The organism is Thermosynechococcus sp., from assembly GCF_025999095.1.
In the GTDB taxonomy this organism is placed as follows: Bacteria; Cyanobacteriota; Cyanobacteriia; order Thermosynechococcales; family Thermosynechococcaceae; genus Thermosynechococcus.
The window spans coordinates 631,110-644,588 of the sequence record NZ_AP024678.1 but is presented as its reverse complement, the minus strand read 5'-3'; the positions used below and the strand labels follow the sequence as shown (position 1 = coordinate 644,588).

Annotated in this window: 12 protein-coding genes; 7 read left to right on the top strand and 5 right to left on the bottom strand. The window is 54.1% G+C overall.

All coding sequences use genetic code 11. The features are described from left to right. From Q0W94_RS03230 to proB, 3 genes are all read right to left on the bottom strand, one after another. A complete protein-coding gene (locus tag Q0W94_RS03230) occupies nt 1-753 on the bottom strand; it encodes an RNA methyltransferase (protein WP_297761046.1) in 753 nt (250 codons plus the stop codon). A 591-nt stretch (nt 754-1,344) separates the two neighbouring features. Then, entirely contained in the window at nt 1,345-2,352 is a 1,008-nt protein-coding gene (locus Q0W94_RS03225; protein WP_297761043.1) for a GntR family transcriptional regulator, read from the bottom strand. A 158-nt stretch (nt 2,353-2,510) separates the two neighbouring features. Then, nucleotides 2,511-3,620: a glutamate 5-kinase gene (proB, locus tag Q0W94_RS03220; RefSeq protein WP_297761040.1), complete on the bottom strand. Its 1,110-nt coding sequence runs from the start codon at nt 3,618-3,620 to the stop codon at nt 2,511-2,513. Nucleotides 3,621-3,694: 74 nt separating this feature from the next. On the opposite strand from proB, the gene Q0W94_RS03215 reads away from it, so the two are divergent. The 3 genes from Q0W94_RS03215 to Q0W94_RS03210 all read left to right on the top strand — a co-directional run bounded on the left by Q0W94_RS03215 (nt 3,695) and on the right by Q0W94_RS03210 (nt 5,183). Further along, nucleotides 3,695-4,498: an inositol monophosphatase family protein gene (locus Q0W94_RS03215; RefSeq protein WP_297761037.1), complete on the top strand. Its 804-nt coding sequence runs from the start codon at nt 3,695-3,697 to the stop codon at nt 4,496-4,498. 205 nt (nt 4,499-4,703) lie between these two features. Further along, nucleotides 4,704-4,832, top strand: coding sequence for a DUF29 family protein (locus tag Q0W94_RS12375; protein WP_399372114.1), 129 nt, complete (start codon nt 4,704-4,706; stop codon nt 4,830-4,832). A gap of 165 nt (nt 4,833-4,997) precedes the next feature. Next, entirely contained in the window at nt 4,998-5,183 is a 186-nt protein-coding gene (locus Q0W94_RS03210; protein ID WP_011057956.1) for a hypothetical protein, read from the top strand. Here Q0W94_RS03210 and Q0W94_RS03205 read toward each other — a convergent pair. After that, entirely contained in the window at nt 5,180-5,764 is a 585-nt protein-coding gene (locus Q0W94_RS03205) for an L-threonylcarbamoyladenylate synthase (RefSeq protein ID WP_297761034.1), read from the bottom strand. The two genes, Q0W94_RS03210 and Q0W94_RS03205, sit on opposite strands and share 4 nt — an antisense overlap. Before the next feature lie 9 nt (nt 5,765-5,773). Further along, nucleotides 5,774-7,501 (bottom strand): gamma-glutamyltransferase, encoded by a 1,728-nt coding sequence (gene ggt / locus Q0W94_RS03200; protein ID WP_297761030.1) that lies wholly within the window; start codon nt 7,499-7,501, stop codon nt 5,774-5,776. 98 nt (nt 7,502-7,599) lie between these two features. Between ggt and Q0W94_RS03195 the strand changes: the two genes are divergently transcribed. The 4 genes from Q0W94_RS03195 to glyA all read left to right on the top strand — a co-directional run bounded on the left by Q0W94_RS03195 (nt 7,600) and on the right by glyA (nt 13,463). Then, the gene (locus tag Q0W94_RS03195) at nt 7,600-9,429 is read left to right on the top strand and encodes an NAD(P)H-quinone oxidoreductase subunit F (protein WP_297761027.1); all 1,830 of its coding nucleotides are present in this window, start codon (nt 7,600-7,602) and stop codon (nt 9,427-9,429) included. A 5-nt stretch (nt 9,430-9,434) separates the two neighbouring features. Further along, nucleotides 9,435-10,910: an NADH-quinone oxidoreductase subunit M gene (locus tag Q0W94_RS03190; protein WP_315863093.1), complete on the top strand. Its 1,476-nt coding sequence runs from the start codon at nt 9,435-9,437 to the stop codon at nt 10,908-10,910. Beyond that, a complete protein-coding gene (locus Q0W94_RS03185) occupies nt 10,907-12,049 on the top strand; it encodes a CO2 hydration protein (RefSeq protein ID WP_297761024.1) in 1,143 nt (380 codons plus the stop codon). Before Q0W94_RS03190 ends, Q0W94_RS03185 begins: the two co-directional genes overlap by 4 nt. A 136-nt stretch (nt 12,050-12,185) precedes the next feature. Next, entirely contained in the window at nt 12,186-13,463 is a 1,278-nt protein-coding gene (glyA, locus tag Q0W94_RS03180; RefSeq protein WP_297761021.1) for a serine hydroxymethyltransferase, read from the top strand. Nucleotides 13,464-13,479 lie beyond the last annotated feature (16 nt).

The following is a 13,479-nucleotide window of genomic DNA, read 5'->3' as shown; positions in this document are numbered from 1 at the left end:
TTACTTTAGAAGAAAGGTCTCTGAAGAAATCGCGGCTGCGTGTTGAATCGCCCACTCCACCTGACGAACCATGCCCCGCAATAGGGCCACTTCGGCCTCCGTGGGGTAGGCGCGCCCGAGGAGCGATCGCACCTTGGTCATACGACTGGCAGCGGTATGGGGATACAAAAAACCAATCTGGAGCAGCACCTGCTCTAAATGGTCATAAAACCCCTGCAACCGCTCAAAGGGGACGGCATCCCCTTGGGGAAAAGTTCCCACACTGTCGCAGGCCGTCAGCCATAACTCATAGCAGCATACGGCAACAGCTTGCGCCAGATTCAAAGATGGATAGGCATTGGCTGTCGGAATTTTCACCAAACCATGGGCACACTCCAATTCTGCATTCGTGAGCCCCCGATCCTCGCGCCCAAACAGCAGTGCCGACTGCGCTACAGCCAAGAGTTGCGGTGCTGCCTGACGCGGTGTCCAACAGGGCAAGGCCAAATCCGCCACATCTCGCCCCACGGTGGCAAAAACCCGCTGACAATCCGCCAGCGCCGCCGCCAGGGAATCGGTCACTTTTGCTTGCTGGAGCACATCCTCTGCATGAACTGCCCAGCGCTGGGCTAGCTCTCCCTTCGGATCACAGCGGGGACTGACCATCCACAACTGCTGCAACCCCATATTTTTCATGACGCGGGCAATGCTGCCGATATTGATCTCCCCTTGGGGTTCAACAAGGACAATCCGCACTGAAGGAAGGGTATCCACGCTTGCTGGCTTCGCCAAAATAAAAAAACAATTAACATTTTTTAGATGATTTTAGAAGACTTCCTTGCTCTTTCTCAAGTCCTTAGAAATTCGAGACTTTGGCGCGTATTTAATAACTTTAACAACTGTAACACTCTCTGTAGGCTTCCTAGGGCAATCAATAAAATTGAAAATAATTTTTTTAGGTGTGACCCCTCCTCCCAAGCCAATTTCCCAAGCTTAGGAAGTTCTCAAGGGATTTCCTAGGTACAGCATTCTAAAACGTGGGGTAGCCAAAGGGGAGGTGCTTCACTCCACTAGAGACTTTCACAGCGTCGACGGTGTTCCATCCCTGGGAAAAGAGCTGTGGTGTGAGTTGGCGGCAGGGGTCTTGATTGAGTGGTGTAGTTCTGCAAATGAGGAGTCAACTCATGTGGCGTTTTATGAGCTTGCATTGGCCAAAACTCAGTGCTGTCTGCCTCTTGTACTGTGGTCTAGCTGCTGGCTTAGGTTATCTTACAAACCTACAACTGGATGCAATGCAAAATCAAGCACAAAATCAGCTAGTCCCCGTGCACTTCTCCTATGGGCTGAATGCTCTCAATCCCTGAGTCAAGAGGCTTTGGCTTCGAGGGGAAGATCCTCCGTCAGACCAATTTCCCGTTTCAGCAGTTCAACCGACTGCGGATCAATGTAGCTTTCGCAGCAAATGAGACGGGGAATACGAATCAACTCGTGGCGAGCCGCCGCAATGGCTGCTTTGACCCGTTCGCCACTGGCGCGATCGCTAATGATCGTGTGGGCGCGGTGGACAACGGCATTGAGCTTATAGCTATCGTTGGCCTGGGCGCTCACCAAGAGGAGCTCATCCCCCCGCAGGCTGTGGATCATTACCTCTGCGACACCAAGTGTACCGGAACTAAGGCTGACCAGCCCCAAGCAGGAGCCTTTTGGCAATTGCCGTACCACTTCCAGTTCCCGCTGGTAGTTGTAAATGTCGATGAAAAATACCCGCACGTCCCTATTGCGGGTGACAGCCTCCGTCATGCTGGCAAAATAGCGCACCGTAACCACAGTTGCCGAGGTGTCACTATCGAGAACTGCTGCCAAATCCTCAAGAAAAACCAGTTCCACAGGAATTGGCAGAAGTTGTTGCAATTCCTGAACAATCAGCTCACCTGCCCCTTGATCGTGGCGGGGCACTGTCACCAAAACCCTCACCCCAGCTTTCTGGCGAGCATCAAGCTCGGCAAGGAATAACTCGCGAATTTGACTTAAGGAATAGCCCATTTCGAGGAGGGTGTCCACACTTTCTTGAACAATGCGGTGTACAGGCACAACAGCGGGTCGGCGCTGGCGGGGACGGGTTTCCTCTTGGCCAAGGGCACGGACATAAATGCCAGACCCCACTTGGGGTACGACTAAACCAGCGGCTTCAAGGCGTTCGTAAACTTTGCTGATCGTGTTGCGGTGCAACCCGGTTTGCATGGCGAGCTGCCGCGTACTGGGCAAACGATAGCCTGGGGGAAATTGCCGTGCAGCGATCGCAAAACTAATTTGATTAAAGAGCTGAGTTGAAGCAGGAATTTCGCTATCTGGTTGGATGTGGAACTGAACCATACTTTTTCTACCAATCAGGTACTGTCTTAATACGCGTGCCTTAGTGGGGCTATGCCAGATGGAAAACCTACCCCCAATCGCTGCATAAACGGTCACAGTTGGTAAGTAATTTTACCGCACCTACTGCCTATCGTCCTTTTCAGCGCAATCGCACAAGGTTACAGGGTCACCACTAGGTTGTCACGGTGGACAATTGTATCGGCACCGGCATAGCCAAGGATGTTGGCCAATTCCGTGGATTGTTGCCCCTGCACACGACGAATTTCTTCACTGTTGTAGTTGACAAGGCCACGGGCAATTTCAGCTCCTGCGGGGTCACAGAGCTTAACGGCATCTTGAGCCTGAAACTCCCCTTCCACACGGGTAATGCCTGCTGCTAAGAGGGACTTGCCACCCACGGTAATTGCCTTAACGGCACCCTCATCTAGCCATAACTCGCCTTTGGGAATGAGGGCACGGGCAATCCAGCGTTTACGGGCATTGATGGTTTTGGGACGAGGTTCAAAGTGGGTGCCTAAGGCTTCACCTGCAAGGATTTTCAAGAGGTTGGTGGGCGATCGCCCATCGGTAATGACGGTGCGCACCCCGGCTTCTGTGGCAATTTCCGCCGCCCGAATTTTGGTGGCCATGCCGCCGGTGCCCCAAGGGGAGCCAGCAGACCCAATTTGAATGGTTTGTGTTAACTCGGCTAAGGAGACCACCCGCTCAATGGGAACGGCGGTTTTATCAATGCGTGGATCCGCTGAATAGAGGCGATCGACGTCTGTGAGCAGAAATAACCAATCGGCTTCGACAAGGCTCGCCACAAGGGCTGAGAGGGTATCATTGTCACCAAACTTGAGTTCATCCACCGCCACCGTATCGTTTTCATTGACAATGGGGATGACGCCCAGTTCAAACAGCGCTTGGAACGTGTTGTAGATATTCAGGTAGCTCTGGCGATCGACAAAGTTTTGCCGTGTCACCAGGATTTGGGCAATGGGTTGACGCAGCACCGCAAAGAGCTCATCGTACATCCGCATCAGGTGCCCTTGACCCACTGCTGCCACTGCTTGTTTTTGGGCTAATTGTTGGGGACGTTCTGTCAGGCCCAAGCGCATAGTACCCACGCCCACCGCCCCAGAGGAGACGAGCACCACGCGATCGCCCCGCCGTTGACAGTGACACAGAACCTCCACCAGTTGGGCAATAGTGGCCAAGGCCAGGTTTCCTTCTTTGCCCCCCGTTAAGCTCGATGTGCCAATTTTGACGACCAGTGTTTGTGCCATGGGGAGTCAGGACGCAGATTGCCTAGTGGGTATAGGATCAGACGTGCTCATTGTATCGTGGTGGGAGACAGCCAATGAACTCAGGATTTTGGTCTGAGGTGCTGGCAACCTGTCAACAGATTCAACAGGTGGTTGCCCCCCGTTTGCTGGAGTGGACAGGGCAGTCCCCCAGCGATCGCAAAGCCGATGGCAGCCTTGTTACCCGCGCCGACCTTTGGGCCGATCAGAAAATCACCGCGATGCTGCAACAGCAGTTTCCCCACCATGGCTGCCTCAGTGAAGAAGGAAACCACACCTACAGTGGCGAGCAGTGGTGTTGGATTATCGATCCCATTGATGGCACAACTAACTATAGTCATGGTTTGCCCATTTGGTGTATTGCCCTCAGCCTGCTGTACCAAGGCACACCCGTATTTGGCTATGTCCACGTTCCCGGCCTGCAGCACACCTTTCATGGCTTCTATCAAGCCCCTGACCATGCCAACGGTGCCTATTTGAATGGGAAGCCCATTCGCGTCAAGGTCAGTGAGCCAAATGTGCAGACGTTTTTTAGCCTTTGTGCCCGCAGCACCGATGTGCTCAAGCGTGCCTTCCCCTGCAAAATTCGCATGTTGGGAGCCGCCAGTTACAATTTGCTGACCGTTGCCGCTGGTTATACCCTCGGGGCCGTTGAGCGCACACCTCGCATTTGGGATATTGCCCCCGCTTGGCCAATTGTCCATGCCGCCGGTGGTCATTGGCAATGGTTGGACCCACCAGAACCGTGGCAAAGCCTGTTTCCCATTCAGCCGGGACAGGAGGCTGGGAGTCGTATCTTTCATACCCTGGTGAGTGCCAGTCCCAGCTTGGGGGAATTTTTTGCAGCGTACATTGTTTGATGTGCAAATAAACTAGGATAAATTCACAAATATTAAATACAAAAATAAGTGGATTAATACAATAAAAAATCATGCAAATAAACTTCCATGAAACCGATTTTTCCACCCGGACACTCGCATAGGCGCAGCTGCTTAAGGCAGGAGACTTTGGCCACCTTGATATTGGCCATTTCGTCGAGGAAATTAACGCCTTGGCACGGTAGGAGTGTCGAGAGCTACAAATTGCCTAGGAGTCTGGATTGGGTATCTCCTGAAGGGGAACTATCAGCCCGAAAAATGCCGTAAAAGCTGGCGAGCAACCATTCGCGAACAATGGCAAGCCGCGGAGAAATAGATTCATCAAAACCGAAGTCTTCAGTCCTGCCTGCCGCAGGCAAGGCCTATAGGTCTAGCAAAGATTTAGTGGTTCGTGAAACGCCCCTACCCAGATCCCGCCGAAACCTGCCCCTCCCCCTTCAAGGGTGAGGCTATACTGGCAGTGACAGGTGGAGTCGCAATCATGGACACGGCCCAAATTAAAGCTCTAGTGGAAAAAGCCCTAGAAGATAAAATTCTGACCCTCGAAGAGCATGGCCAAATTATTGACGCCGTGCTTTCCGATGGCCAAATTTCCGAAGAAGAGGAAAAAATTTTACAGGAACTCCTCGAACGGGTTGCCTCCGGGGAAATTGATTCCCAATACTAGGGGGGTTCAATCTGCACTCGACCTTGGCGCAGGATGTGCCACTGCCCCGATTGCCATTGCACCACGGTTGAGGGTTCGGCAGGGCCAGGGGGTAACTGCCAAGGGTGGAGTGTTAAAACTTGGGGAAATTCGCGAGCGATCGCCCCCAATTCAATGAGTGGCGGCTGACCTGAGCGGTTGATACTGGTGGTGGCCAACGGTCCTGTTTGCTGGAGGAGGGCTTGGGCAGGCGGCCAGGCGGGAACTCGTAAGCCAATTGTGCCTGTACCTAGGGGATTCAACCCCGGCGGCAGTTCAGCAGCGGGCAACACCAAGGTCACTGCCCCCGGCCAATAACGCGCCGCCATTGCAGACCACTGCTCCCATTCAGCAGCACTGCCGCGCACAAAGGGCCAGAGTTGCTCAGGATTAGCGCCCATGAGGATCAAGGGCTTATCCGGTTGACGTTCCTTGGCAGCATAGATCAATTCCCCGCGATCGCAACGACTGGCCAAGGCGGGCACTGTATCTGTGGGAAAACTAATCAACCAATTGCCTGTGCGCACTGCGGCCACCAAGGCGGCCATACTCACCTGTGCCATACCCCTCCTCTACCAACCAATGGCCGCACCTTCCCCTCGAGGATCGGCTACCCCTTCTAATTGTCCATGCTCCAAAACGCGAATTAAGCTGGCGTTGCCCCACGGACGGGTTTGTTTTACCCGATAGCCCCACTGCTGCCACGTTTGTATCCAAGAATAAGGCAGGGTTGGCTCGACAAAGAGGATATCCGGTGCCCACTGCTGATGAATCCGAGGACTAGCAATGGCAGTGGCGGCATCCTGCCCCAAATCAACGACGTTCAAAAACAGTTGCAGCACGGTGCTAATAATTCGACTGCCGCCGGGGGAGCCTAAAACCATATTGAGGCGGTTGTCCTTTAGCACAATTGTTGGACTCATGCTTGAGAGGGGACGCTTACCCGGTTCGATACCATTGGCTAGGGAGGTCTTGCCCGATTGAATACCGACAACACCAAAGAGATTGGGTTGATTGGGGGCAATGGCAAAATCATCCATTTCATTGTTCAAAAGAATCCCCGTTTGCGGCACAACCACGCCCGCCCCAAAGGGCCCATTGATCGTAAATGTCAGGCTGACGGCATTCCCTTGGGCATCCACCACATTTAGGTGACTGGTATTGTCCGACTCTGCGAGTTGGATCGGGGTTGCTGCACTCACAGCGCTTTGGGGACGGGCACGACGGGGAAGAATTTCAGTGACGCGCTGTTGGGCATAGTGACGATGGGTGAGGGCAGTGACAGGCACAGGCACAAAGTCACTATCTCCGAGGTAACGGGCGCGATCCGCATAGGCAATTTGCATCACGCTGGCTAGGTAGTGACCACGATCGCTGGGGATAGGAGCAGGGGGCAACAGTTGCCAGAGGTTGAGCATTTGCACAAGGGCAACGCCACCAGAAGAGGGGGGTGGCATCGAACAGACCTGAAACGCCCGGTAGGTGCCACAAATTGGCTCTCGCCAAACGGGGCTATAGGTTCGTAAATCCTCTTGGGTCATTTTGCCCCCTTGCTGCACCATCAAGTCTACGATCGCCCTAGCAATCCAACCCTCATAAAAGCTTCTCGGATCGCGGGCGATCGTCGCCAAGGTTTTTGCCAAGTCTGGCTGTTGAATCACCGTGCCCAAGGGGGGAACTTGGCCATCTCTGAGGAAAATCCGCGCGGCAGTCACATCCTGCTGCAGAACGGCTTGGCGCACTGTCGCCCACTGTCGATACAATGGAGTAACGGCAAATCCCTGCTGAGCGGCCTGAATGGCGGGAGTGACGACCTGAGACCAAGGCAGTTGACCATAGCGTTGGTGCAAAGCAGCTAGGCCAGCAACGGTGCCGGGGGTACCTGCGGCCAAAACCCCATCCAAACTGGCACGGGGAATCACCTCCCCCTTCCCGTTGAGATACATCGTTGGTGTCGCTTGCAGGGGTGCCCGCTCCCGAAAATCAAGGGCACGAATGGTTTGGGATTCGGCGTGATACACAAGGGCAAAGCCACCCCCGCCAATCCCGGCCGCATAGGGCTCAACGACGGCAATCATCAATGCAGTTGCCGCCGCGGCATCCACAGCATTGCCCCCTGCTTTGAGAATGTCTCTACCTGCCTTTGCTGCTGCAGGTTGAGCAGCTGTAACCATTCCCCGCTGGCTAAGCGTTTGAGCTGGGGCAGGGGGACTAGGAAAAAGGGTGACTGCTAGGGCGATCACGAGGAGGGGCGATCGCCCCCAGTGCGCAACCTTCCCTAGAGTGAACCCTTGCCCCATGATTGATTTACTCAAAACTGCTGCAGAACCCCAGCCTGTAGAATACACGAAGAGAACATGATTGCAAACGTCCTCAACCGTCAAGGTTCATTTTTGCCATGTCAAATTCACTGTTAGAAACCAGTTGGTGGGTACCCTGTTATGGCTTAGTGGGGGCAGCCCTGACCTTGCCTTGGGCCACAGGTTATGTGCGGCGCACAGGGCCTCGACCCGCAGCCTATTTCAATCTGCTGATGACGGTTGTTGCTTTTGTGCATGGGTTTTTCCTATTGCAACAAACTCGCAGTGGTGCCACCGCAACGATTGTTTGGCATTGGCTACAGGCGCCGGGACTCGATCTCTCGTTTTCATTACTCATCAACAGTGTCACCACAGGTGCTATGGAATTGGTGACAGGTCTGAGTATCCTCGCCCAGATTTTTGCCTTGGGTTATCTCGAAAAGGACTGGGGCATGGCCCGCTTCTTTGCCTTAATGGGGTTTTTTGAGGCGGCTCTCAGTGGCATTGCGATTAGTGACTCGCTGCTTCTGAGCTATGGCCTGTTGGAGATGCTGACCCTCTCTACTTATTTACTGATTGGCTTCTGGTATGCTCAGCCCCTTGTGGTCAAAGCAGCAAGGGATGCCTTTCTCACCAAACGGGTGGGGGATATTCTGCTGCTGATGGGGGTGGTGGCGGTTGGCAGCCTGGCGGGGAGTTATGATTTTCCCAATCTCTATGAATGGGCAGAGCAGGTCAATTTGCCAGAAGGTTGGGGCTTTTTACTGGGCCTAGCCTTGATTGCGGGGCCCACCGGTAAATGTGCTCAAGTACCTTTGCACCTGTGGCTTGATGAAGCCATGGAAGGACCCAACCCCGCCTCCATTATGCGGAACTCGGTAGTGGTGGCTGCGGGAGCCTATATTCTCATTAAGCTACAGCCGATTCTGGTAGCCTGCCCAGGGGCAAACATTGCCTTGATTGCGATCGGGGCAGTCACCGCCCTCAGTGAATCCCTGGTCTCGATTGCCCAAATTGACATCAAACGGGCACTGTCCCACTCGACGAGTGTCTATCTAGGACTGGTGTTTATTGGTGTTGGCACCAACTGGACGGATTTTGCCCTGTTTGTATTGCTTACCCATGCGATCGCCAAGGCACTGCTGTTTATGAGTATTGGCAGTGTAATCATGACTACCAACTCTCAGGATTTGACGGAATTGGGGGGGTTAGGCGAACGGATGCCGGCCACTAGTTCGGCCTTTGTTATCGGCGGTCTATCCCTGATTGGCTGTCTGCCCTTGGGGGCCTTTTGGTCGTTTTACCGTGGTATTAGCTACTACTGGCAAACACTGCCTTGGTTGGTGGGTTTGATTTTAGTCGTCAATGTGCTGACAGCTGTGAACCTCACCCGTGTCTTTCGGCTGGTTTTCCTAGGGCCTGCCCAACCCAAAACCCGCCGTGCCCCTGAGGTGCCCTGGCCTCTGGCAGTGCCGATGGTGACTTTGAGTATTTTGAATATGCTGGTGCCTTTGATCTTGCAGCGGGTGCAGTTGTTACCAGAGACCATCGATTGGACAATTGTGGCTCTGCTTGTGGTCTCGGGATTGGCGGGTATTCTGTTGGGTGGCTTTGTTAACCTCAAACGCAGTTGGACACGCCCCATCAAGGTACCGTTGCGCTTTGTGCAGGATCTGCTGGCCTACGATTTTTACATTGAGGAGTTGTATCGCTATACCGTGGTCTGGGCAGTGCGATCGCTCTCGCAGTTGAGCGCTTGGGTGGATCGCCACATTGTGGATCGGATTGTGAATACAACGGGGGCGGCGTCCCTCGTGGGGGGTGAATTGCTGAAATACAGTGCCAGCGGTCAATCCCAAGCCTACTTACTGCTGGTGTTTATTGGTGTGGCGATTCTTGGGGGGGCGATCGCGTGGATACTGCTGTAATGCCCCTGTTGAGTTTCCTCCTCTGGGTGCCCCTGTTGGGTGCCTTTGCCCTCAGCCTGTTGCCCGCTGGGAGTTTGGGGCGCACGTACCGGAGTTTAGCCGCTGTGGTGATGGCGATCGCCCTGGTGGTCAGTCTCGCGATCGCCCGTCTATTTGATCCCAGCAATGCAGCACCGCAATTAACCGAGGTAGTTCCTTGGCTAGAGCCATTGGGCTTGAGCTATCGCCTGAGGGTGGATGGCCTGTCGCTGCCGCTATTGGTCTTAAATAATTTCCTGACGCTGATTGCCCTATTGGCCACTTCTGTCAACTTGCCCCGTCCTCGGTTGTATTACCCACTGGTACTGCTGTTGAATGCTGGTGTCAGTGGCGCCTTTTTGGCGGATAACTTACTGCTCTTTTTCTTCTTCTATGAGTTAGAGTTGATTCCCCTCTACCTTTTGATTGCCATTTGGGGTGGGGCGCGGCGCAGTTATGCGGCCACCAAGTTTCTCATTTACACGGCCATTTCGGGGGTTCTGCTCTTGGCGGGGTTTCTAGGACTAGTGTGGTTAGCCCATGCCCCCTCTTTTGACTTTGACGCCCAATTATCCACCCTCTTGCCCCTAAGTTCACAACTTGTTCTGCTGGGGCTGATTTTAGTGGGCTTTGGCATCAAGATTCCCCTCGTGCCCTTCCATACTTGGCTACCCGATGCCCACGTCGAAGCCTCCACTCCTATTTCTGTGCTGCTGGCAGGGGTGCTCCTGAAACTAGGTACCTATGGGTTAGTGCGCTTTGGGGTGCAGTTATTTCCGCAGGCATGGCAGGTCTTGGCGCCTGGGTTGGCCACTTGGGCGGTGGTCAGTGTTCTCTACGGTTCTCTCATGGCGATCTCCCAAACCGATATGAAAAAAATGGTGGCCTACAGTTCCATTGGTCATATGGGGTTTGTCCTCCTAGCCACTGCCACTGCCACACCCTTGAGCATTTTGGCCGCTATTGCCCAAATGATGAGCCACGGGTTAATTTCTGCCCTTCTCTTTTTGCTGGTGGGGGTTGTCTATGAAAAAACCGGTAGCCGCAACATTGAGGTACTGCGGGGATTGCTGAACCCTGAGCGGGGGCTGCCCCTGATCGGTAGTCTGATGATTGTTGGGGTCATGGCCAGTGGCGGTATCCCCGGCATGGTGGGCTTTGTGGCGGAGTTCCTGATCTTCCGCAGTAGTTTTGCCACATTCCCAGGGCAAACGCTCCTATGTATGGTGGGTACGGGCTTAACGTCAGTGTATTTTCTCCTGCTGGTGAACCGCGTCTTTTTTGGTCGTCTGCCCAATGAGTTGACGGATTTGCCGCCCGTTGCTTGGGGCGATCGCCTCCCGAGCCTCCTATTAGCCACGCTAATCTTGATCTTAGGGATTGTTCCTAACTGGCTGATCCATTGGAGTAAAACCACGGTTAGCCTGCTTGTTACTGCTGTTGCTACGCTGCCCCCACCATGACCCTGACTACCGCTACTCCAACCTCCCTGCATCAAGAACTGCGTACCGCCATCCTAGAGCGGTTGCTCCACGGTCAAGCCCTGTTACCGGATACACCAACCCATGTGATGGAAGTGGTGGGCATCCTCAAAAGCTATGGGGTAGTACTCAAGGCCTATGCAGAAAATCTCTGCGACATTAGTGAGCGGCAGTTTCTTGTTCTCTTTCCCTTTTTCAAATACTTCAATGGCGAGATTACCATTCCCAAGCTGCTGCGCCACTGGTGGCACGACCGCATTAACTATGAATATGCTGAATACTGTATGCGTGCCATGATGTGGCATGGGGGCGGAGGGCTGGATGCCTTCCTCGATTCGGCAGAATTTCGGCAATTAGCCGGCAAGGCGATCGCCGCCAAGCTGCGGGGCAACCCCCTAATGCAACTGGTGAACCGGCTTTTTCCAGAGTTTTTGCTGGAAACGGTGCGGATGCTCTGCTACTACAGTGGCTTGGGGCAGTTTTGGTCGGTGATGTATCCCATCTTTTTAACGTTGAGCGATCGCTACGATGCGGGTGAGATTCGCAGCATTCCCGATGTGGTAGATCACATTCGTGCGGGTCTGATTGCCGCGGCAAATCGCCCCATTACCTATCGCGTCAAGCTCCACGGCCAGACCTACGAGATTCTCCCCGCCAGTGCTGGACTCACCTTTTTGCCAGACACCGCGATTCCCTATGTCGAAGCCGTGTTTATACGGGGCACCCCCTTCTTTGGCCTTATTTCCTTCAATGCCCAAGCCCAGCAAATTTCCCGCGATCAAGCGGAGTTTAGCTATGGCGCCCTGTTTGCAGATCCCATTCCCACAGGCGCAGCCGGTATTCCCCCCACGCTGCTAATGCAGGATATGCGCCACTATCTCCCCTCCTATCTTTTGGAGTTCTATCGTCGCCAAGGCCGAGGTGAAGATGATCTGCGAGTAAAAATTTGCCAAACCTTCCAAAAATCAATGTTTTGCGTCACCACGGCGGCAATCACTGCCCTGGCTCCCTATCCTTGGACAACCACTGACCCCCAAGAGCAAGCCGCCAATCGGGCCTTCTACGAAAGGTGGCTGGATCGCCTCGAAACCTCTCGCCTCTGGAATGTTCAAGTTAGCTAGGGCACTCTTTTAGCCCTTGCGGAAAACCAGGAATACCCCCCCTCTGGAAAACTATCTGCGTGCCCTCCAGAGGAATTACAGGTGTGACCGCGGTAAGATAGTAAAGCAGTTCATCTTCCTTCACACTGACAATAAAATGACCCATATTGATTGGCTTGCGCACACGGATCCATTGGTCGCTGAAATGGTGCAGCGGGAAGTTCAGCGGCAGCAGCAACACCTCGAACTGATTGCCAGCGAAAACTTTACTTCCCCGGCGGTGATGGCAGCGCAAGGGACGGTTCTCACCAATAAATATGCCGAGGGATTGCCGGGCAAACGCTACTACGGTGGCTGCGAATTTGTGGATGAAGTGGAGCAACTGGCCATCGATCGCGCCAAGGAACTCTTTGGTGCTGCCCACGCCAACGTTCAGCCTCACTCCGGTGCCCAAGCCAATTTTGCCGTCTTTTTGGCACTGCTCAATCCCGGCGACACGATTATGGGGATGGATTTGTCCCACGGTGGCCATCTCACCCACGGTTCTCCCGTCAACGTCTCCGGTAAATGGTTTAACGTCGTTCACTACGGTGTTCATCCTGAAACGGAACGCCTCGATATGGATCGGGTGCGGGATTTAGCACGGCAGCACCGTCCTAAGCTCATTATCTGTGGCTATTCCGCCTATCCTCGCGTTATTCCCTTTGCTGAGTTTCGCCAAATTGCCGATGAAGTGGGGGCCTACCTCATGGCCGATATTGCCCACATTGCCGGCTTAGTAGCCAGTGGTTACCATCCCAATCCCGTACCCCTCTGCGATGTTGTGACAACCACCACCCACAAAACCCTGCGCGGTCCTCGCGGCGGCCTGATTCTGACCCGTGATGAAGAGTTGGGCAAAAAGTTGGATAAAGCGGTCTTTCCCGGCAGCCAAGGGGGGCCCCTAGAGCACGTTATTGCCGCTAAGGCCGTGGCTTTTGGTGAGGCTCTCAAACCAGAATTCAAAGCCTATTCTGGGCAAGTGATCCGCAATGCCCAAGCCCTCGCTGCGGGGCTGCAAGGGCGGCAACTGCGCCTGGTCTCTGGGGGCACCGATAACCATTTGATGCTCATTGACCTGCGATCGGTGAATCTAACGGGCAAAGAGGCCGATCGCCTGATGGGGGAAATCAACATCACCACCAACAAAAACACCATTCCCTTTGACCCGGCCTCTCCTTTTGTGACCAGTGGTCTGCGGTTGGGCACACCGGCCTTGACCACGCGCGGCTTCACAGAAGTTGAGTTCGCAGAAGTGGCTGAAATCATTAGCGATCGCCTGCATGAGCCAGGGGATGAAGCCATCAAAAATCGCTGCCGCGAACGGGTGGCGGCCCTCTGCGCTAAATTCCCCCTCTATCCCCACTTGCAATTGCCGCAACCAGTGCTAGCCTAAGAGGGGATCCTGCCAA

Excerpts from the sequence above, each read along its gene's own strand:
- Q0W94_RS03185 (WP_297761024.1), top strand. The coding sequence starts at position 10,907 with ATGACCCTGACTACCGCTACTCCAACCTCCCTGCATCAAGAACTGCGT.
- ggt (WP_297761030.1), bottom strand. The coding sequence starts at position 7,501 with ATGGGGCAAGGGTTCACTCTAGGGAAGGTTGCGCACTGGGGGCGATCG.
- Q0W94_RS03210 (WP_011057956.1), top strand. The coding sequence starts at position 4,998 with ATGGACACGGCCCAAATTAAAGCTCTAGTGGAAAAAGCCCTAGAAGAT.
- Q0W94_RS03195 (WP_297761027.1), top strand. The coding sequence starts at position 7,600 with ATGTCAAATTCACTGTTAGAAACCAGTTGGTGGGTACCCTGTTATGGC.
- Q0W94_RS03215 (WP_297761037.1), top strand. The coding sequence starts at position 3,695 with ATGAACTCAGGATTTTGGTCTGAGGTGCTGGCAACCTGTCAACAGATT.
- proB (WP_297761040.1), bottom strand. The coding sequence starts at position 3,620 with ATGGCACAAACACTGGTCGTCAAAATTGGCACATCGAGCTTAACGGGG.
- Q0W94_RS03225 (WP_297761043.1), bottom strand. The coding sequence starts at position 2,352 with ATGGTTCAGTTCCACATCCAACCAGATAGCGAAATTCCTGCTTCAACT.
- glyA (WP_297761021.1), top strand. The coding sequence starts at position 12,186 with ATGACCCATATTGATTGGCTTGCGCACACGGATCCATTGGTCGCTGAA.
- Q0W94_RS03205 (WP_297761034.1), bottom strand. The coding sequence starts at position 5,764 with ATGGCACAGGTGAGTATGGCCGCCTTGGTGGCCGCAGTGCGCACAGGC.